We start from the raw sequence: 18,928 nt of genomic DNA, 5'->3' as shown, positions 1-18,928 counted from the left end.
CCGCCGGGCCGCCCAGCCGCCCCGCCGGCCAGCCACCGGGCCGTCCTGCCGTCCGGGCGGACGGGCGGACGGGTGCCGTGCCGGCCGTCCGGGGCGGACGGCCTGCCGGTGGGTCGGGCGGGGGCGGGAAGAGTGGGTCAGGCGGGGGCGGGTGGGACCGCGCCGGGCCCGGGTTCGGCGCGGTCCGGCAGGTGGAGAGCCTGTTGGCGGGCGGCCCGCTGGCGGTGCCGCTGGATGGTGTCGACCACGCGGTAGGTGACGGCGGTGATCGGCACCGACACGAAAGCGCCGGCGATCCCGGCGACCAGCGTGCCGGCGGTCACCGCCACCAGGATCACCGCCGGATGCAGCCGTACCTGACGTTTCATGATCAGGGGTTCCAGCAGGTTGCCCTCGGCCTGCTGGACGGCGATCACGGCGGCGAGCACCAGCAGGGCCGTGCCGGGGCCGTTCGCGGCGAGCGCCACCAGGACCGCGACCGCGCCGGCCACGGTCGCCCCGATGATCGGGACGAACGCGCCGATGAAGGTGATCAGCGCCAGCGGGAAGGCCATCGGCACGCCGAGCAGAACCAGCGCCAGCCCGATGCCGACCGCGTCGATCAGGGCGATCATCATCGTCCCCCGGCTGTACGCCCCGAGGGTGCGCCAACCGGCCCGCCCGGCGGCGGCGGCCACCGCCCGGTTCCGCTCGGAGACCCGCCGCACCACCCAGTGCCACATCGCCCGGCCGTCCTTGAGCAGGAAGAAGAGCAGGACGAGGGAGAGCAGCACCGACCCGGCCACCTCGGCGGCGGTACGTGCGCCGGAGACCGGATCCGGTGAGCTGCGGTCGATGCCGCCGCGGGCCTGCTCGGTAAGCCGGTCGAGTTGGGTCTCGCTGACCGGGAACGTCGAGGTGACGAAGTCCCGGGTCCGCTGGACGCCCTGGTCGAGTTCGTCCGTCAGGTCCCTGAACTGGCCGGCGGTCAGGCTCCAGACCAGCGCGACGGTGCCGAACAGCACGCCGAGCAGCAGGAGCACGGTGAGCAGGGCGGCGAGGGTCCCGGGCAGCCGCATCCGGCGCAGCAGTCGGGTCACCGGGTCGAGCAGCGCGGTGAGGAAGAGGGTCACGGCGAGCGCGATCGCCAGCGGGGCGAGCAGCACCGCGATCCGACCGAGCAGGTAGAGGGCGGCGACCAGCACCACCAGGCAGGCGCTCCACATGACCACCGACCGCACCAGCCAGGGCAGCCGGTCCCACGTTCCGCGCAGTCCGCCCGGCACCGGACGGTCCGGGGTCTGCCCCTCGTCGTCGATCACGTCGGCCCTCCTCGATTCCCGCCCGGAGGTACCCGTCCATCCCGTCCACGACACCCGTGGAGCGCCCTGCGTGACCGGGGCCGGACCGGTGTGATCCGTTTGCCGCTCCGGCCCGGGGGAAGGCGGACAGGGACCGACCGAGGGAGGGGAGCACCGTGAGCGACTTCATGGACAAGGCCAAGGACTTCGCCGACAAGCACGACAAGCAGGTCGACCAGGGGCTGGAGAAGGCCGGCGACAAGATCGACCAGCGCACCGGCGGCAGGTACGACGAGCAGATCGACCGGGGCGTGGACCAGGCCCAGGCGCGTACCGGTGAGGGCGACCAGGCGCGCTGACGGCTCGGGCCACGCCGGGGGGCTCTGGTCAGGATCGACCACTCTCGCTACTATCCGCAGTCAGGCCATGACTCGACGTCGAGTCGTGTGTCGCGGACGTGCAACCGCGCTCGCGCGGGACGCCGACGAGAGGACGTCATCCGGTGACCGACACGATCGCGCACCCGTACCCGTTCAGCCCACCCGACCGGCTCAACCTCGATCCCCGGTATGCCGAACTGCGCCGCGACGAGCCGCTCGTCCGCGTCCAGTTGCCGTACGGCGAGCCGGCCTGGCTGGCCACCCGGCACGCCGACGTCCGCATGGTCCTCGGCGACCCCCGGTTCAGCCGGGCCGCCTCGGCCGGGCGGGACGAGCCGCGCAACGTGCCGGAGCAGCGGGAGTCCGGGATTCTGGGGATGGATCCGCCGGAGCACACGCGTCTGCGCCGGGTGGTGGCGAAGGCGTTCACCGCCCGCCGCGTCGAGCAGCTCCGGCCGGGCACCCGCCGGGTCGCCGGGGAACTGGTCGACGGCATGGTCGCCGCCGGTGCCCCCGCCGACCTGGTCGTCCACCTGGCGACACCGCTGCCGATCCGGGTCATCTGCGACCTGCTGGGCGTGCCGGTCACCGACCAGGACCGCTTCCACACCTGGTCCGAGGCGATCGTCTCGACCACCGCGCTCAGTCCGGAACGGGCCCGGGAGTACGTCGACAACCTGTTCGGGTACATGGCGGGGCTGGTCGAGCAGCGCCGGACGACCCCCACCGACGACCTGATCGGCGCGATGGTCCGGATGCGCGACTCCGACGGCGACCGGCTCAGCGAGGACGAGCTGGTCAGGCTCGCCGCCGGCCTGCTCGCCGCCGGGCACGAGACCACGGTGAACCAGATCCCCAACCTGGTCTACGTGCTGTTGACCAACCCGGAACAGTGGGCGCGTCTGTGCGCCGAGCCGGGTCTGGTGCCGAGCGCCGTCGAGGAGCTGATGCGGTTCGTCCCGCTCGGGGCGACCGCGGCCTTCCCCCGCTACGCCACCGAGGACGTCGAGGTCGGCGGGGTGCTGGTCCGGGCCGGCGAGCCGGTGGTCGTCTCGATCCACTCGGCCAACCGGGACGAGCGGGTCTTCACCGACGCGGACCAGATCGACCTGGCCCGCCCGGTCAACCCGCATGTCGCCTTCGGACACGGGGTGCACCACTGCGTCGGCGCGCAGTTGGCCCGGATGGAACTCCAGGTCGTCCTGGAGACCCTGGTCGAACGGACGCCCGGTCTGCGGCTCGCCGTGCCCGAACCGGAACTGACCTGGAAGACCGGCCTGCTGGTACGCGGCCTGACGAGCCTGCCGGTGAGCTGGTGAGCGAGAGGAGACCCTGGTGACCTCGTCGTGGCGGGTGAGCGTCGACCCCACCCGGTGCATCGGATCCGGCATCTGCACGGGTGCGGCGCCGGAGCACTTCGTCCTCGTCGACGGCCTGTCCTGCCCCCGGAAGGAACTGATCGAGCCGGCGGATCCGGTGATCGACGCGGCCGAGTCCTGCCCGATGGAGGCCATCCGGGTCTCCGACGCGAGCAGTGACCGCCGGATCGCCCCGGAGCTGTGAACCTGGCCGCCCCGTGCTGACGTGGTCGCGGCACCTCCGTGGGCCGTGCCGCCCATGGAGGTGCCGCGATCAGAACCGGTGGCGGCCGGTCAGTGGCGCTGCTTCTCCCGTAGCTCCGCCATGCTGGTGGGACGGCCGCTGAGCGCGTCCCGCAGCCGGTCGACCAGCCCCGCGCCCGGGGCGAGCAGCTTGTTGGCGGGCGGGTGGTCCGGCGCGGCCGGGTGTGGCCGGGTCGGCGCGATCCGCTTCGCCGCCGTCACCTTGTCGGCGAGTTCCACCAGCTCCTCGTGCGCGCACGCAGCCCGCAGCCGGGGGAACAGGTCGGTCTCCTCCTCCTGCACGTGGTGCCGGATCGTAGTGGTCAGGTGGGTGAGGAGCTGGTCGAAACGCGGGTCGGACGGGTCCACCGACTCCAGGTCCTTCATCGTGCGTTCGGCGTCGGCGTGCTCGGAGATCTCGTGGTCGGCGACCTGGTCACCGTCCGGGAGCGCCTTGCGGGTGGCCGGGTAGACGTACGCCTCCTCGGCGACGCTGTGCCGGACCAGTTCGGCGATCACCACGTCGACGAGCTGCCGCCGGTGCTCCGGGGTGCCCTGCCGGTTCTCCAGCTCGACGAAGAGCGCCTCGACCTCGCGGTGGTCGGCGGTCAGGACGTCGATGACGTCCCGTCCCGCCATGGCCTCTGGGTTGGTCATGTTGTTGCTCCCTACCCGTGCGATTCGTTGCGGATGTCCTTTCCGTACCCTGCGTTCCGTCGACCAATCCGCGACGTCCGGTGGGATGCGGAACCGCCGGGGGCGGCCACGACGCGGGGCCGGCCTCCCTGGCAGGGAGACCGGCCCCGGCGTTCGGCGGTCAGGTGAGCCCGACCCGCAGGTCAGGAGCTGTATCCGCGCTCGGCGATCCAGTGGGCGAGCCGCTCGGTGGTCATCCAGTACTCGCCGACCGGGTCGGCCGGGTCGGCGATCCGGACGACGTCGCCGCCGTCCCGGTAGGCCACCACGGTCAGGTAGTGGCCGCCGGGGAACGAGTGCGCCCGACCGTCGGTGTCGACCGTGCTGCCCTTGATGTTCGCCACCACCGGGTCCCCGGCCTCCAGCGCGTCGACCACGTCGGCACGCAGCCGCTCGATCTGCTCCGGGCTGGCCGCCGACTCCCGGATCTCGGTGGTCCGGTAGCCGCCGGTCAGCTCGTTGAGCACCCGGGTGACGTCCTCGGCCGAGTTGGTGCCGGCCTCGGTGGTGCCGAGCTTCCTGGCCAGTTCGTCCTGGCTGAGGTGCTTGCCGGCGGCGCTCAGGGCGATCCGGGTCGCGGCCGGTCCGCAGTAGTAGAAGTTCGGCTGGGCCTGGTACTCGATGCCGACCGCACGTTCACGTCGACGGTCGTCCCGGCGGTCCCGGTCGTCCCGGCGGTCCCGGTCGTCCCGGCGGTCCCGGTCGTCCCGGTCGTCCCTCCGGTCGTGCCGGTCCCGGTCACCCTGGTCGGCGCGGGGCGACGAGGTCGGCCGTTCCCCCTTCGGGGGCGTGGCGTGGGCGGCCACGGCCGGTCCGGCGACCGCGCCGCCGGTGAGGGCCAGCCCGGCGACCGACAGCAGGCTCTTGCGCAGCATCCAGTTCATGTCGAAGCTCCTTCGGGGGATCGACGTCCGCGCCACGGGGTGGACGCGCGGACACCTGCACCGAGTCAGGGTTTCGGCTGTCCAGGAATTCGCCCCTGCCGGGGCGCACCGAGGTGTCAACGACCGGTCCCCGCCAGCCATTCCGCCCCTACTCGACCGGGGGCTCGCGGTCCGGGGGGGGTCAGAGGGTTCCGAGGAGCCGGGTGACGGTGATCTCGATGACCACACGGGCGGGATTGGCCCGGGGCGGGCGGTACCGCTCGGTGTAGCGGCGTTCCGCCTCGGCCACCGCCGGGCCGTCGGTCCGGACCACGGCGCGGCCCTCGACGGTGAGCCAGCGCCGGCCGTCGACCTGGCACACCGCCACCGGTGCCCCCTCCGGTCCGGCGGCGGCGACGTGGTGGGCCTTGTGGGACGTCCCCGAGGTGATCACCCGGGCCAGCCCGGTCGCCGGATCGAAGGTCACCCCCACCGGTACGACGTGCGGGGTGCCGTCCGGACGCAGCGTCGTCAGCGTCGCGACGTGCCGTTCCCGGAAGAACGCGGCGACCCGTTCGTCGTGCGGGTCGAGCTGGTGTCCGCCCCCGGTCCGCTGGCGCATGTCGTCCCCTGTCTGCCGGCCACTGCGATCATGGCACGGCCGTCCCGGGTGCGGGCGGATGTCCGGTTCCGCCCGGTCAGGCGACGGCGGCCCGCCCCTGCCGGAACTCCGGGCGACCTGGGCGGTTCCCGGCCGACGTCGGCTGCTCCGTGCCCAGCAGGGGGAGGACGTCGGAGGTCTCGGGCTCCCGTCCGACGGCCGCGAACGCCTCGTCGCGCAGACTGCGGGCGGACGCGGCGGTCAGCTCCGCGTCGTGCCACGCCGCCCGTTCCCGCTCGGCGGCAGCCCGGTGCCGGGCGAGCAGGTGGTCCCGGACGGCCCGCCGCACCACCCGTTCCTGCTCGACCGGGTGCAGCCGGGGGTCCCACCCGTTGCGGTACGCGAGGGCGTCGGCGAGCTGCTCCTCCGACAGCTCGCGGCGTTCGTACGCGGCCCGCGCGGCCCGGTGCAGGTAGCGCTCCCGGTCGGCGTACTCGGCCGGGGTCTGCGGGGTGTGCGGCAGGGGCAGGGCCGCGGCGGTGTCCAGGCGGCGCAGGTCTGCCTCGACGTCCTGGTACGCCGCCCAGGCGGCCTCCACCGCCTCCTGGGCGGCGAGCCACTCGGCCCGCCGACGCCCGGCGGCCACCGAGGCGCGCTCGGCGGCGACCGCCACCTCCTCGGCGTACCGGTCGAGGTCCTGTCGTTCCCGGGCCACCTCCAACTCGGTGGGGAGCACGGCCTGGCGGATGCGGCGGCCCACGTGGAACCGGTCCGGGCGGGCGAGCAGGGTGGCGACGACGGCCACGATGACGCCGAGGAGGGCCAGCCAGATGACGGCGGCCCGGGGTACGTCGAGGAGGACGGAGGAGAGGACGGTCTGCATCACCAGCACCTCGTGAGGGGAGGACGGGACAGGGCTCAACGGGGTGCCCGGTCCGGGCGGGCACGGGGGCGCGCGGCGCGGCGGGTGTTCCCCGCCCACGGCGGACGTCGACCGGCCCGGCACGGGATCAGTCCGGACGGTCGGTCGTGGACGGTCGGTCAGGCCCGGGGCGGGCCGCGTCGGCCGACGGACCCCTGTCCGGGGTCGGTGGCCGGCGGCGGAAGCGGAACGGCGACCGTGGTGGCGGTGCCCGGGTCACCGGTGGGGCGGACCGGCGGCGTCGGGGCGTCGGCGTGCTCGTCGACCGGCCGGGGCGGCAGTGGTGCCACGACCGGCCGGGCGGCCGGTTGCGGGCCGCCGACGACCGGGGCCGGCCGGAGCTGGGGTGAGGCCGGGAACGACTCGGCCGGGGTGGCGGTGGCCCCGCCGAAGGTCAGCGTCAGGACCAGGGCGGTCAGCGCCAGGCGGGTCAGCACGCGCAGGGCACGCAGCATCGTCGGCCCGATCGGGCGGACGAAGGCGGGCGGCTGCACCGTTCCAACCTAACGGGCGGTCCGCCCGGCCGCCCGTCGGCGACCGTGGTGTGACCGGACCCACCGGTCGTCCCGGCCACGTCGCCCCTGGTCGCGTCGCCGTCGACCGATCCGTCGACGTTCGGTCTCCGCGTCACGGCACGCCGGTACACGGTGGACCGTCCGGAGTCGACGGAGCCGGGTCAGGGGGTGGGCGAGCCGGCGGTGGCCGGACCGGTGTTGCCCTGGTCGGTGAAGAGCGCGAGCAGGGCCCCGACGTGCTGGTACGCCTCGGCGGGGTGCCGGAAGCGCCCGGCCGGGTTCACCGTGTACTCGTTGCGCCGACCGACCCGGGTGCGTTGGAGGTAGCCGCCGGCCTCCAGGTCGGCCACGATCGCCTGCGCGGCCCGCTCGGTCACGCCCACCTCGTCGGCGACGTCGCGCAGCCGGGCGGTGGGGTTACGGGCGATGGCGAGCAGTACGTGCGCGTGGTTCGTGAGGAAGGTCCAGTTCCGTTGGCTCCCGTTCTCACGCTGCGTCGTCGCCATGACCGTCATGTTATGACCTTCGCTTCGCATTCGGCGTCGCGCCCTCCGCTGTCAACACCTGAAACGCATATCACGTATCCCTTGACGTAGTTTGCGCTCCGTGTGACCGTGGTGGCTGGCCGTGTCTCCCCGTCGGGCATGCGGCCCCGGTCCGGAGAAGGGGTGGATTGAGTAATGGCCGTTCCCGGTGGACAACAGCCTCCGGCGAGTCCCGCGCAGGCGCTGGTCGAGTTGCAGTCGGGCAACCGGCGCTTCGTCACCGGCAACCCGCTGCACCCCAACCAGGACGCCGGACACCGGGCCGCGGTCGCCGACGGGCAGCACCCCTTCGCGGTCGTGCTCGGCTGCTCCGACTCCCGGCTGGCCGCCGAGATCATCTTCGACCGGGGCCTCGGTGACCTCTTCGTCGTCCGGACCGCCGGGCACATCGTCGGCACCGAGGTGCTGGGCAGCATCGAGTACGCGGTGAGCGTCCTGGAGACCCCGCTGGTGGTCGTCCTCGGCCACGACTCCTGCGGGGCGGTGCAGGCCGCCCGGGAGGCCGACGGCTCCGGGACCACGCCCCCCGGTTACCTGGGGGCGGTCGTGGGCGCGGTGGTGCCCAGCCTCCGCCAGGCCGCCCGGCAGGGCGTCGACGACATCGACGGGATCGTCGACATCCACATCGACCACACCGTCGAGGTGCTGTTGGAGCGCTCGGTGACGCTCAACCGCGCGGTGCGGGAGGGGCGGTGCGCGGTGGTCGGCATGTCGTACCGGCTGGCCGCCGGTGAGGTACGCGTGGTCCGGTCGATCGCCGCCACCGAGGACGTCGCCCTCGCCGCCGGGCCGGCCCCCTCGGCCCGCCACTGACCCGTCCGGCTCCGGCCGGTCACGCGAACGGGCCCCGCCTCCGGTCGAACGGATGCGGGGCCCGATTCGGCGTGGTGGGTCAGAGCATGGAGACGTGGACGTGGTCCGTGTGGTCCGAGGGCCCGCTGTACGAACTCCAGCCGGTCGCCGGGAACCAGATCTGCTTGTTCCAGATCACGTAGTAGATGCCGAGCACGTCGGCGTTACGGACGAGGAACGCGGTCAGGTTGTTGCCGTACTTCCGTTCCGCCGTGGTGTCCCACCGGCTGAACCCCGACTTCTGGAGCGACCAGTCGCAGGCCCGCCCCTTCGGATGCTCGTACGGCCCGCCCGGTCGGTAGCACCCGACGAACATGTTGAAGCCGGCCCGCTTGACCTCCTTGTACATGTGCAGGGTGCGCGGGGTGATGCAGCCGCCGGTGGTCGGGTCGTCCTCGGTGCAGCCCAGCGAACGCCAGTTGCCGTTGCTGTCCCGCCCGGGGCCGGGCCGGGCGGGCGGGGAGGTGGCGTCCACCAGGCCACCGGTCAACCCCATGCCGCCGACCAGGGCTAGGGACTTCTCCGCCTCGCGCTTGCGCTTCTTCAGGATGTCGGACTGCTTCTGCTGCTCCATGACCTCGGCGTCGAGCGCCTTCTTGGCCAGTTCCGCCTGGTTCTTGGCGGCGGCGACCGCGGCGACCTTCTTGCTGTTGACCATGTTCATCTCGTCCAGCGCGCTGGCCCGCTTGACGAACGAGTCGGGGGTGTTGGCGTCCAGCAGCATGGAGGCGGGGCCGACCCGGCCGGTCATGTACGACCGCACGGCGATCGTGGCCACCTGCGGGGTGAGCGACTTCAGCTCGTTCTGCGCCCGTTCGACCTCCAGGGCGAGGGTGAGCTGGCGCTTCTTCGAGGCGTTGAGCTTCGCCTGAGCCTGGGTGTAGCTGCGGTTCGTCTCCTCGATCACCTCGTTGAGGAGCTTCGGCTGCTCTCCGTCGTGCCCGGACGGGCTCGACGGCTCGGCCATGGCCGGCGCGGGCACAGCGGCCACGGCGAAGGCGGCGAGCACGGCCACGACCGGTTTCAGCCAGCGGCGTAGGGGTGCCGTCACAGTGTTCCCTTCCGTCGACCGCCGACCGGGTTAGCTGACGGGTTCGGGGCGGAAGTGGCCCCTACCGCTGACGCGGATGCACCCCATGAACCTGGTTCCCCGGTTCGCCGGTGGGCGATTAGGCGGTGGCTCCGCTGGCGCCGGTGCGCGCCTTCGGCGGTAACCGGCAGCGAGGTTACCTGACAGTGGGCGTGGGGTTCTACGCCCGGATCCCGACCAAAAGCGTTATTTCCCTATTGCTTTCCGTCACTCGTGTCACATTTGTCAAGATCATAACGATTGGTGGTCACTCTGCGGAGTTTCACCATGCCGGATTCGTGTTCCTCGGGTGGCCCGGTCCGGCGGCGGAATCGGTGACCCCGGTGGCGGCACGGGGACCGCTGAGGGCGGCGAGGGCGTCGTCCCGCTCACCGGCCGGCCGGGGCGGGCGGCGGCTCGGCGTGCCACCCCGGCCGGCGGTGGTCACCAGGGCGGCCAGGCCGGTGGTGATCGGTACGGCGGCGATCAGCCCGAGCGTCGCGACGATGCTGCGGACGATCTCCTGGGCGAGGAACTCGCTGGTCACGATCTCGCTGATCCCACGCGTGTCGGCGGTCAGCAACAGCAGCAGGGGCAGCGACGCGCCCGCGTACGCGAGCACGATCGTGTTGACCGTCGAGGCGATGTGCGCCCGGCCGACCCGCGTGGCCGCCCGGTAGAGCTGGAGCCGGGTGAGGTCGGGGTTGGCGCGGGCCAGTTCGGTGACCGTGGCGGCCTGGGTGACCGTGACGTCGTCCAGGACGCCCAGGGAGCCGATGATGATGCCGGCCAGGAGCAACCCGTGCAGGTCGACGTCGGCCTGGAACATCGACAGCGTGGTGGCGTCCTCGGAGCCGTACCCGGTGAGGTGGGTGAGCGCGGTCGCCAGGCTGCCGAGCACGCCGGTGAGCACCAGGCTGGCCAGGGTGCCGAGGACCGCGACGGAGGTCTGTGCGGTGACCCCGTGGGTGAGATACAAGACCACGAACATGATCAACGCGGCGCCGGTGACCGCCACCGGCAGCGGGGACTCGCCGGCACCGATACCGGGCAGCACGAAGGTGAGCAGGATGGCGAAGCTGGCCACCAGCCCGCCGAGCGCGGCCAGGCCGCGCCAGCGGCCGAACGCGACGATGGCGACGGCGAACGCCAGGGCCAACCAGATCAGCGGCTTCCCCCGCTGGTGGGCGGCGATGGTGTAGCTGCTGACCGTCGGGTCGGCCGGGTCGGTCAGCACCACCAGGACGATCTCGTCGCCGACCTCCACCGAGGGCGATCCCGGCCCGGCGGGCAGCGCCGTCTCGACCTGCTGCCCGGCGTCCGGCCCGGTGTCGACGGTCACCGTGGCGGTCCCGCACGGCCCCTCCGTCGTCCCCTCCGGGGCCTCCGGCGTGGGTGGGCAGGGCTCGGTCACCACCCGCGTCACCGTGCCGTGGTACCGGGCCGCGTCCTCGCCGCCGCCGACCGACGGGGCGTCCCGGGGCCAGAGCACCAGCGCCGCGACCAGGGTCGCCAGGAAGAGGGGGACCACGGTCGCGATCAGGACACGCCGTACGCGCGGCGGCGCGGCGGCGGTGGGACGGCTGTGGTCGTGGCCCATGCTTCTCCCAACGATCCTGGCGTGGCGGGTGCCCTGGCCGGACCATTCTGCCGGGTCCGAAGCCGCAGCTCGCAGCCTGTTCGGCGGCCCGGTCCGGTTCCGCGCGGCTCGGTGGGGAGTTCGCCGGCGCACGCTGTCGAGCTGCCCCGTCCATGCGTCCACCGGTCACCGGCACCTCCCGTCATGCCTGTTCGCCAGCTCACACCGCCGTCCGTCGTCCAGCCGCGCGTCACACCAGATCCGGGTACGCCGCGACTGGTCGTCCTCCGCGCTGACGGTGGCCTCCCCGAAGTCCATTTCCGGCACGTGCCCGAGGGAGTCGCGCAGCGCGACCGCGAGGGCGACGGCGTACTCCCGGTCGGGCAGCGTCAGCGGCAGGTGCAGCACCCATCGGCCCACCGTCACCACCCCCCGTGCCGAGGGCCGGAGTCCGCCGGCCGGCGCTGGGCGTACTCGGACTGCCAGCGGCGCAGCGCCTGACGAATCCGATCCCCGTCGGCCTCCACGGCCCGGATGTGCCGGTGCAACCGCTCCACCTCCCCGGCGACCCGGTCGAGATGGGAACGGACCTGGTCCGGTGCGAGTCCGCGCCAGCACCGGTCGAATTCCGCGCTCCGGATCTGGTGCGGCCCGAGCCGCCTGCCGGTCAGGTAGATCACGGCCGTCGGCCTCTCCCCGCCGGGTCCGCTGCGTTCGCGGGAAACTGCGCCGCGAGCGCGGCGACGGTCTCCCGCAGGGCGGCGGCGGTCAGTTCGAGCTGCCCGGCGGCCCGTGCCCATTCCCCGGTCGCCGCCTCGACGGTCGGGCCGTCCTCCCCGGCGGCCCGGAGCTGTTCCCCGGCCACCCTGATCCGGTGCGGGAACCGGTCGATCCGGTCCGCCGCCGCGCGGAGCCGGACGACGACCGCCTCCACCGTGACGGCCACGTCGTGGCCGGGTGCGCCTCGTCCGCAAGCCGTTCGCAGGCGCGCGACGCCCAGGCCGAGCAACCGCTCCGCCTCGTCGGCCAGGTCCAGCGCGTGATCGGCGCTCTGCTGCGCGACCCGCAGTGCCGGATGCGTCGCGCCGAGCCGTGCCCGTTCCAGCAGGACGACGGCCGCGCCGACTGCGACGTACGCCTCCCGCAACTCGTCGGCCACGCCGGACACCGCCCAGGTGGCACTGGCCACCGGCACGTTTCTGACCTGCGGGTACGCGGGCAGCGTCGGCGTGACAGCCGGCTCGACCGGCACCGGCAGGTACCGGTCCGGACAGGGCCAGGCGCAGCCGCAGCCACAGCGCCGCCAGGCCGTACGCCAGTCGCGGCGGTGACGCGGAGCGAGCGGGACGGGATGGGGTCGGGGCACGGGACCTCCCTCTTTCGGGCTCTCGGTCAGATCGCGGTGACCGTGGGTGTACAGCCTGTCCGTGCCGCCCTAGGATTCGGAACAATCCGCTTCGGCATGATGACTTTGGGTGACCGTGTCGGGCTGGATGGGGGTGCGGCGACGTGGACCGAGGAGAGTGGGGGAACGTGTGGGAATCTCGCCGTCCGAGTTCCTGTTGCGCGAGCTGCGTCGGCGGCGGGTGGCCGCCGGACTGACCCAGGACGCGTTGGGTGAGCGGGTGCACTACTCGAACACGCACGTCAGCGCGATCGAGACCGGCGTCAAGCCACCTAAGCCGGAGTACCTCAAGGCCGTGGACGAAGCCCTGGAAACCGGCGGAATCCTGCTCAGCCTCTGGGAAGACCTGGTGCGTGACGCGAGCACTCCGGTGTGGTTCCGCAACTGGATCGAGATCGAACGCCAGGCACTGTCCCTACGGTGGTACGAGATGACGGTCCTGCCGGGGCTGCTACAAACAGAGGCGTACGCGCGTGCGGTGTTCTCATCTGGTGGACTGCTGACGTCCGAAGAAGTGGAACGCAGGACGGCTGCCCGCATCGCCCGTCAGGAGGTGCTTACGCGGGACTCACCACCACAGTTCGTGGCGGTCTTGGATGAGCACTTGTTGCATCGGGAAGTCGGCAACGCGGCGCTGATGCGCGACCAGTTGTCCCAACTGGTGGAGTTGTCTGCCCAACTTCCGTACGTACGAATCCACGTCGTTCCCTCTTCCACCGGGGCGTACGCTGGCATGAGCGGTCCCTTCGTGATGGCGACCCTCGAAGGAGGGGATGAGTACGCCTACCTCGACAATCAGCTTCAGGGGCAGGTGGTGGACGAGCCATCCGGCCTGCTCTGGGTACGACAAGCGTGGGAGTGCATCCGGGGCGAGGCGTTGCCTCACAGGCAATCGATCGAGTTGATCGGGAGAGTGGCTGAGAAATGGATCTGAGCGGCGCTGTCTGGCGCAAGAGCACGCGCAGCAGCCAAAATGGTGGAGCCTGCGTCGAGGTGGCGGACAATCTGGCTGGGGTGGTCCTCGTGCGCGACACGAAGGACCGGTCGGGTGGCACGCTCGCCTTCGACCCCGCGTCCTGGCGGGTGTTCGTCGCTGAGGTCGGTTGTCAGCGATAACAGACTTGCAGCGGATCGGGCGTTCGACCCCGGGATGGGGGCGGACGCCCTTTTGGTGTCTGACTCGCCTGACGATCTCGAAGAGGCGCTTCGAATCTTGGACAGTTACCGTCTTACTTGAACGGTAATTGTCCAAGATCCGGCTCTTGAGTTGGGTGTAGGCCGCTCTGGCTCGATGTCACTCCGAGTCGATCACTCTGCCGCCGGGCCGGCACCATGCCTCACGTGAGGTGCAGGGTCTCCGAAAGCCGCCGTATCCCCCGGAGAGCGTGGCCCTCTATCCGGCGGACTGGGCGAGCAACACCAGCCGGGCGCATGGCCAGTTAGGCACGCCCTTCGAAGCGGCAGTGCAGGGCTCCGATGGTCAGCCGCGTTTCATCAGACGGCCGACGGCCGCCATCATCTCGGTCGCCATCTCGTCGGCGCGACCCTCGGCGGCACCCTCGTGCATGCAGTGCCGGGCGTGGCCGTCGAGCAGGCCGAGGGCGACCTTGTCCAGGGCGGCCTGGATGGCGGAGATCTGGGTGAGCACGTCGATGCAGTACCGGTCCTCGTCGACCATCTTCTCGATGCCCCGGACCTGCCCCTCGACGCGGCGTAGTCGCGCGAGCAGTTGGTCCTTGGTGGCCGTGTATCCCCGGATCGGTGTGGGTGTGCTCATGGTGTCGAGGATAGCTTACCCCCCTGGGGTATGTTACGGTCCAGGCGAGGGGATACCCCAGGTGGGTATCCATCGTCGAGAGGAGTTTCGATGACCACCAAGACGTACCAGGTCCAGGGCATGACCTGCGGACACTGCGTCAGCGCGGTCAGCAGCGAGCTCGGTGCGGTCGCCGGCGTCACGGACGTTCAGGTCGACCTGGCGTCCGGTCAGGTCACCGTCACCAGTGACGCGCCGCTGGAGACCGAGACGGTCCGCGCGGCGGTCGACGAGGCCGGATTCGAGCTCGTCGGAGCATGAACACAGCGACGAAGCTGAGCGGTTTCGCCCTCGGCCTCGTGGCGGTTCTCGGTGCGGCATACGGGGTCGGGCTGGTGACCGGCCCCGTCACCCCCGCCGAGAGCGGCCACCCCGACGCGGGACACCCTGCGGGTGGTGGCGGGCACGAGGACGCCCCGGGCGGTGCCGACGCCCACCTCCCCGGCGGACTGCTCGTCTCCGACCAGGGCTACACGCTCACCCCCGTGTCCACGCCGGCCGGCGAGTTCGCCTTCCGCGTCACCGGCCCCGACGGGCACGCGGTAACCGCCTTCGACGTGGAGCACGACAAGCGGATGCACCTGATCGTCGCCCGGCGGGACCTCGCCGGGTTCCGGCACGTGCACCCGACGATGGATCCGGACGGCACCTGGCGGATCGCCTCCCCGCTCGCCGAGCCGGGAAGTTGGCGGGCGTTCGCCGACTTCACCCCGACCGGGGCGAAACCACTCACCCTCGGTGTCGACGTCGCGGTCCCCGGCGGTTTCACGCCGCGTACGCTGCCCGCGCCGGCGGCCACCGCCAACGTCGACGGATACGCCGTCACCCTCACCGGTGAGCTGCGACCCGGCGCGGCCAGCGAGCTGACCCTGACCGTGCGCCGGGACGGCGAACCGGTCACCGATCTCCAGCCCTACCTCGGCGCGTACGGGCACCTGGTGGCGCTGCGCCAGGGCGACCTGGCGTACGTGCACGTGCACCCGGACGGTGCCCCCGGCGACGGGCGGACCCGTCCCGGCCCGGAGGTGCGCTTCCGCGCCGAGGTGCCGTCCGCCGGGACGTACCGCCTCTTCCTGGACTTCCAGCACGGCGGCACGGTCCGTACCGCCGAGTTCACGGTCGTGGCCGACCCGGCCGACCACGCGCACGACTGACCGGAGGTATCCGATGTCCACCGCTGGGCCCCTGCGGGTGGCGCCCCACCGGATCGAACTGGCGATCGGCGGCATGACCTGCGCCTCCTGCGCCTCCCGGATCGAGAAGAAGCTCAACCGCCTGGACGGCGTCACGGCCACGGTCAACTACGCCACCGAGAAGGCGTCCGTCTCGTACGACGACACCGTCACGCCGCAGGATCTGATCGCCACGGTCGAGAAGACCGGCTACACCGCCGCGTTGCCGGCTCCGCCCACGCCGGTCACCGGCCCGGAGGGGACCACCGAACCGGTGGACGAGCTGCGCGGGCTACGTACCCGGCTGTGGGTCTCGGCCGTGCTGACGGTGCCGGTGGTGCTGTTGGCGATGGTGCCGGCCTGGCAGTTCACCTACTGGCAGTGGCTGTCGCTGACCCTGACCGCGCCGGTGGTGGTCTACGGCGGGTTGCCCTTCCACCGGGCCGCCCTGGTCAACCTGCGCCACGGCGCGGCGACCATGGACACGCTGATCTCGCTCGGCACCCTCGCCGCGTTCGGCTGGTCGCTCTGGGCGCTCTTCCTCGGCGATGCGGGCACGCCGGGGATGACGCACCCGTTCACCTTCGACATCGCCCGCAGCGACGGAGCCGGCAACATCTACCTGGAGGCGGCGGCCGGGGTGACCACGTTCATCCTCGCCGGCCGCTACTTCGAGGCCCGTGCGAAGCGCACCGCCGGGACCGCCCTGCGTGCCCTGCTCGAACTGGGCGCGAAGGACGTCGCCGTGCTGCGGGACGGCGCGGAGGTCCGGATCCCGGTCGACCGGCTCGCGGTGGGGGACCGGTTCGTGGTGCGGCCCGGCGAGAAGGTCGCCACCGACGGGGTGGTGGCCGAGGGCACCTCGGCGGTCGACGCCAGCATGCTGACCGGCGAGTCGGTGCCGGTCGAGGTGGGACCGGGTGACGCCGTGGTCGGGGCGACCGTCAACGCGGGCGGCCGACTGGTGGTCACCGCCACCCGGGTCGGTGGGGACACCCAGCTCGCCCAGATGGCGAAGCTGGTGGAGCAGGCGCAGACCGGCAAGGCCGCGGTGCAGCGACTGGCCGACCGGATCTCCGGTGTCTTCGTCCCGATCGTGATCGCGCTCGCGGTCGGCACCCTCGGCTTCTGGCTGGGCCGCGACGCCGGCCTGACCGCCGCGTTCACCGCCGCCGTGGCGGTGCTGATCATCGCCTGCCCGTGCGCGCTCGGCCTGGCCACCCCGACCGCCCTGCTGGTCGGCACCGGTCGGGGCGCGCAGCTCGGCATCCTGATCAAGGGGCCGGAGGTGTTGGAGTCGACCCGGCGGGTGGACACCGTCGTGCTGGACAAGACCGGCACCGTCACCACCGGCAAGATGACCCTGGTCGACTCGCTCCCGGCCGACGGGCAGGACGCCGACGAGCTGCTGCGGCTGGCCGGCGCGCTGGAGGCGGCCAGCGAGCACCCGATCGCCCGGGCGGTGGCCGCCGGGGCCGCCCGCGCCGGCACGCTGCCCCCGGTGACCGGGTTCGCCAACGTCGAGGGGCTCGGCGTCACCGGCACGGTCGACGACCGGGAGCTGGTGGTCGGCCGGGTACGGCTGCTGCGCGAGCGCGGTCTCGACGTACCCGAGGGGCTCGAACGGGCGGTGCGTGACGCGGAGGCCAAGGGCCGGACGGCGGTGCTGGCCGGGTGGGACGGCTCGGCGCGCGGCGTCCTGGTGGTCGCCGACGTGGTCAAGCCGACCAGCCGGGCCGCGATCACCCGGCTCCGCGAGATCGGCCTGACGCCGGTGCTGCTGACCGGGGACAACCTGGCCGTCGCCCGTACGGTCGCCGCCGAGGTGGGCGTGGACGAGGTGATCGCCGAGGTGCTGCCGGCGGAGAAGGTCGACGTGGTCAAGCGGCTCCAGGCCGAGGGGAAGGTCGTGGCGATGGTCGGCGACGGGGTCAACGACGCCGCCGCGCTCGCCCAGGCCGACCTGGGACTGGCCATGGGCACCGGCACGGACGCCGCGATCGAGGCGTCCGACCTGACCCTGGTCCGGGGTGACCTGGTGGCGGCGGTGGACGCGATCCGCCTCGCCCGGCGGACCCTGCGGATCATCAAGGGCAACCTGTTCTGGGCGTTCGCCTACAACGTGGCGGCGCTGCCGCTGGCCGCCGCCGGGATGCTCAACCCGATGATCGCCGGAGCGGCGATGGCCTTCTCCTCGGTCTTCGTGGTCGCCAACAGCCTCCGTCTGCGTGGCTTCCGCCCGGTCGGGTGAGACGCCCGGTTGGGGCCCGTGACCGGAGGATTGGGCCGGCGCGGTCGGGGTAGGAGGAACGGGGTAGGACGACGAGGTTCCACACCCGCGATCCCGGAGGTGCCGCATGGGTATCGATGACAAGATCAATAACGCGTCCGAGCAGGCAACCGGCAAGGTCAAGGAAGGCGTCGGCCGGGCCACCGACAACGAGCGCCTGGAGGCCGAGGGGCGCCAGGACCAGGCCAGCGGCCACCTCAAGCAGGCTGGCGAGAAGATCAAGGACATGTTCCGCAGTTGAGGTCCGCGTTCCGCGTCGGGTCGGCCCCTCGGCCGGCCCGACGCGCGCGTACGGGAGGGGAAATGGCGGTCGCCCTCGACGACCTCGGCGCCTGGCTGCTCAAGGGCAACGCGGACACCACCGACCTGACCGGCCGGTTCGCCCACGATCCCCAGGTGCGCCGCGAGCCCCGGCGCGACCACCTGCCACGGGTCGCCTGACCGTCAGCCGGACGCCCGCGCGGCGCGCAGCAGCCGGAGCTGGCCGATCTCGGCGACGTTCTTCATCAGTTCGGCGTTCACCCAGTTGAGGGTGTGCGCGACCGTGTGCGCGGGGTCGTCCTGCCACGGGAAGGTCGCGGCGCGGTCGAGGTCGGCGTCGGTGAGCCGGTCGAGTGCGGCCAGCCACTGGGCGCGCAGGTCGCGCAGCCAGGCCACCGTCGGCTCGCCGGGACCGGGCCAGTGGACGTCGGTACGCTCACGCGGCGGCCGTCCGGCGAGGTGGTCCAGGGTCACGCTCCACCACCAGCCGAGGTGCCAGGTGAGCCAACCGATCGTGGGCACCGGGACCGGATCCGGCTCGGTGTCGGCCCAGTCCGGCACCCACCGGCCGTCGGGGCCGGTCCGCATCGTCCAGCACAGTGGCGCGGGCTCCCAGCGGAAGTCCTCCGGTTCGATTCGTTCGAGGTGGTACTCGAACAGGGACCAGGTCAGGTCGAACTGCCACCGCGTGAGCGTGAGGGAGGGCACCGGCATCCGGGCACCATGCCACCACGCCACCCCGCCGGTCGACCGAATAAGACCCGCTGCGAGGTTCGCGACGAGTTGCCGGCCGCAGCCGTAAAGAGGGGTCTCGGCCAGGATCCGCTGCCGGACCGGCGGCTTGATCGACTCCGGTTGCGGCAGGTCGGGGTCACGCGGGCGGTGGAGACCCCGACCTGCCGCAACTTGAGGGCCAGGCCGAGGGACGGGGCCGGCAGCGGGCGGGGCGGCGGCGGGCGGGGAATGGTGGTGGGGGCGGGGTGGTTGTATCCCCCGTGCGGCTGTGGCCCGCTGCCGGTGAGCGCGGCGGGTGGCCGGGTGGCCCCGGGAATGGGGGCGGCCGGCCGGTCGTTACACCATG

The 18,928-nt window shown here is 72.5% G+C and carries 25 protein-coding genes and 1 riboswitch; of the genes, 11 read left to right on the top strand and 14 right to left on the bottom strand.

Translation table 11 applies throughout. The features are described from left to right. Positions 1 to 137: 137 nt before the first annotated feature. Positions 138 to 1,301 (bottom strand): AI-2E family transporter, encoded by a 1,164-nt coding sequence (locus QSK20_RS29985; RefSeq protein ID WP_285791982.1) that lies wholly within the window; start codon positions 1,299 to 1,301, stop codon positions 138 to 140. A gap of 155 nt (positions 1,302 to 1,456) precedes the next feature. On the opposite strand from QSK20_RS29985, the gene QSK20_RS29980 reads away from it, so the two are divergent. From QSK20_RS29980 to QSK20_RS29970, 3 genes are all read left to right on the top strand, one after another. Beyond that, complete coding sequence (locus QSK20_RS29980; RefSeq protein ID WP_285791981.1) at positions 1,457 to 1,639, top strand: antitoxin; 183 nt, start codon at positions 1,457 to 1,459, stop codon at positions 1,637 to 1,639. Between the two features lie 143 nt (positions 1,640 to 1,782). Then, a complete protein-coding gene (locus QSK20_RS29975; RefSeq protein ID WP_285791980.1) occupies positions 1,783 to 2,979 on the top strand; it encodes a cytochrome P450 in 1,197 nt (398 codons plus the stop codon). Between the two features lie 16 nt (positions 2,980 to 2,995). After that, entirely contained in the window at positions 2,996 to 3,223 is a 228-nt protein-coding gene (locus QSK20_RS29970; RefSeq protein WP_285791979.1) for a ferredoxin, read from the top strand. A gap of 89 nt (positions 3,224 to 3,312) precedes the next feature. Here the strand turns inward: QSK20_RS29970 and QSK20_RS29965 are convergent, their stop codons facing one another. From QSK20_RS29965 to QSK20_RS29940, 6 genes are all read right to left on the bottom strand, one after another. Continuing rightward, entirely contained in the window at positions 3,313 to 3,918 is a 606-nt protein-coding gene (locus QSK20_RS29965; protein WP_285791978.1) for a hemerythrin domain-containing protein, read from the bottom strand. A 182-nt stretch (positions 3,919 to 4,100) separates the two neighbouring features. Continuing rightward, on the bottom strand, positions 4,101 to 4,841 hold the full coding sequence (locus QSK20_RS32310) for a C39 family peptidase (protein WP_285791977.1): 741 nt from the start codon (positions 4,839 to 4,841) through the stop codon (positions 4,101 to 4,103). Positions 4,842 to 5,022: 181 nt separating this feature from the next. After that, the gene (locus tag QSK20_RS29955; protein ID WP_285791976.1) at positions 5,023 to 5,442 is read right to left on the bottom strand and encodes a pyridoxamine 5'-phosphate oxidase family protein; all 420 of its coding nucleotides are present in this window, start codon (positions 5,440 to 5,442) and stop codon (positions 5,023 to 5,025) included. Positions 5,443 to 5,518: 76 nt separating this feature from the next. Beyond that, positions 5,519 to 6,304: a hypothetical protein gene (locus QSK20_RS29950; protein WP_285791975.1), complete on the bottom strand. Its 786-nt coding sequence runs from the start codon at positions 6,302 to 6,304 to the stop codon at positions 5,519 to 5,521. A gap of 158 nt (positions 6,305 to 6,462) precedes the next feature. Beyond that, positions 6,463 to 6,837 (bottom strand): hypothetical protein, encoded by a 375-nt coding sequence (locus QSK20_RS29945; RefSeq protein ID WP_285791974.1) that lies wholly within the window; start codon positions 6,835 to 6,837, stop codon positions 6,463 to 6,465. 182 nt (positions 6,838 to 7,019) lie between these two features. Continuing rightward, positions 7,020 to 7,373 carry a helix-turn-helix transcriptional regulator gene (locus QSK20_RS29940; protein ID WP_285791973.1) on the bottom strand — a complete coding sequence of 118 codons (354 nt, stop codon included), beginning with the start codon at positions 7,371 to 7,373 and terminating at the stop codon, positions 7,020 to 7,022. A 165-nt stretch (positions 7,374 to 7,538) separates the two neighbouring features. Between QSK20_RS29940 and QSK20_RS29935 the strand changes: the two genes are divergently transcribed. After that, positions 7,539 to 8,216 (top strand): carbonic anhydrase, encoded by a 678-nt coding sequence (locus QSK20_RS29935; protein WP_285791972.1) that lies wholly within the window; start codon positions 7,539 to 7,541, stop codon positions 8,214 to 8,216. A gap of 79 nt (positions 8,217 to 8,295) precedes the next feature. Here QSK20_RS29935 and QSK20_RS29930 read toward each other — a convergent pair whose 3' ends face one another. From QSK20_RS29930 to QSK20_RS29910, 5 genes are all read right to left on the bottom strand, one after another. Next, positions 8,296 to 9,306, bottom strand: a complete 1,011-nt coding sequence (locus QSK20_RS29930) for a coiled-coil domain-containing protein (protein WP_285791971.1) — start codon at positions 9,304 to 9,306, stop codon at positions 8,296 to 8,298. Positions 9,307 to 9,310: 4 nt separating this feature from the next. Then, positions 9,311 to 9,441, bottom strand: a riboswitch (cyclic di-AMP (ydaO/yuaA leader). 166 nt (positions 9,442 to 9,607) lie between these two features. After that, positions 9,608 to 10,924, bottom strand: a complete 1,317-nt coding sequence (locus QSK20_RS29925) for a YibE/F family protein (protein WP_285791970.1) — start codon at positions 10,922 to 10,924, stop codon at positions 9,608 to 9,610. Positions 10,925 to 11,089: 165 nt separating this feature from the next. Beyond that, positions 11,090 to 11,323, bottom strand: coding sequence for a hypothetical protein (locus QSK20_RS29920; RefSeq protein WP_285791969.1), 234 nt, complete (start codon positions 11,321 to 11,323; stop codon positions 11,090 to 11,092). A 2-nt stretch (positions 11,324 to 11,325) separates the two neighbouring features. Continuing rightward, on the bottom strand, positions 11,326 to 11,583 hold the full coding sequence (locus tag QSK20_RS29915; protein ID WP_285791968.1) for a DivIVA domain-containing protein: 258 nt from the start codon (positions 11,581 to 11,583) through the stop codon (positions 11,326 to 11,328). Further along, a complete protein-coding gene (locus QSK20_RS29910; RefSeq protein WP_285791967.1) occupies positions 11,580 to 12,269 on the bottom strand; it encodes a hypothetical protein in 690 nt (229 codons plus the stop codon). The genes QSK20_RS29915 and QSK20_RS29910 overlap by 4 nt, the downstream gene beginning before the upstream one ends. 169 nt (positions 12,270 to 12,438) lie before the next feature. Between QSK20_RS29910 and QSK20_RS29905 the strand changes: the two genes are divergently transcribed. Next, entirely contained in the window at positions 12,439 to 13,242 is an 804-nt protein-coding gene (locus tag QSK20_RS29905; RefSeq protein WP_285791966.1) for a helix-turn-helix domain-containing protein, read from the top strand. Beyond that, complete coding sequence (locus QSK20_RS29900; RefSeq protein WP_285791965.1) at positions 13,233 to 13,424, top strand: DUF397 domain-containing protein; 192 nt, start codon at positions 13,233 to 13,235, stop codon at positions 13,422 to 13,424. The genes QSK20_RS29905 and QSK20_RS29900 overlap by 10 nt, the downstream gene beginning before the upstream one ends. A gap of 364 nt (positions 13,425 to 13,788) precedes the next feature. Here the strand turns inward: QSK20_RS29900 and QSK20_RS29895 are convergent, their stop codons facing one another. After that, entirely contained in the window at positions 13,789 to 14,085 is a 297-nt protein-coding gene (locus QSK20_RS29895) for a metal-sensitive transcriptional regulator (protein WP_088980949.1), read from the bottom strand. A gap of 90 nt (positions 14,086 to 14,175) precedes the next feature. On the opposite strand from QSK20_RS29895, the gene QSK20_RS29890 reads away from it, so the two are divergent. The 5 genes from QSK20_RS29890 to QSK20_RS29870 all read left to right on the top strand — a co-directional run bounded on the left by QSK20_RS29890 (position 14,176) and on the right by QSK20_RS29870 (position 18,027). Continuing rightward, entirely contained in the window at positions 14,176 to 14,385 is a 210-nt protein-coding gene (locus tag QSK20_RS29890; protein ID WP_285791964.1) for a heavy-metal-associated domain-containing protein, read from the top strand. Then, a complete protein-coding gene (locus QSK20_RS29885) occupies positions 14,382 to 15,278 on the top strand; it encodes a DUF8832 domain-containing protein (protein ID WP_285791963.1) in 897 nt (298 codons plus the stop codon). Before QSK20_RS29890 ends, QSK20_RS29885 begins: the two co-directional genes overlap by 4 nt. Positions 15,279 to 15,291: 13 nt before the next feature. Further along, a complete protein-coding gene (locus QSK20_RS29880) occupies positions 15,292 to 17,547 on the top strand; it encodes a heavy metal translocating P-type ATPase (RefSeq protein WP_285791962.1) in 2,256 nt (751 codons plus the stop codon). Between the two features lie 106 nt (positions 17,548 to 17,653). After that, on the top strand, positions 17,654 to 17,827 hold the full coding sequence (locus QSK20_RS29875; protein ID WP_088980945.1) for a CsbD family protein: 174 nt from the start codon (positions 17,654 to 17,656) through the stop codon (positions 17,825 to 17,827). Between the two features lie 62 nt (positions 17,828 to 17,889). Next, entirely contained in the window at positions 17,890 to 18,027 is a 138-nt protein-coding gene (locus QSK20_RS29870) for a hypothetical protein (protein ID WP_285791961.1), read from the top strand. Positions 18,028 to 18,030: 3 nt separating this feature from the next. On the opposite strand, the gene QSK20_RS29865 is transcribed toward QSK20_RS29870, so the two are convergent. Next, on the bottom strand, positions 18,031 to 18,561 hold the full coding sequence (locus QSK20_RS29865; protein WP_285791960.1) for a DinB family protein: 531 nt from the start codon (positions 18,559 to 18,561) through the stop codon (positions 18,031 to 18,033). Positions 18,562 to 18,928: the final 367 nt, after the last annotated feature.

Source organism: Micromonospora sp. NBRC 101691 (assembly GCF_030269285.1).
In the GTDB taxonomy this organism is placed as follows: Bacteria; Actinomycetota; Actinomycetes; order Mycobacteriales; family Micromonosporaceae; genus Micromonospora; species Micromonospora echinospora.
This window is presented reverse-complemented; position numbering and strand designations above follow the sequence as displayed.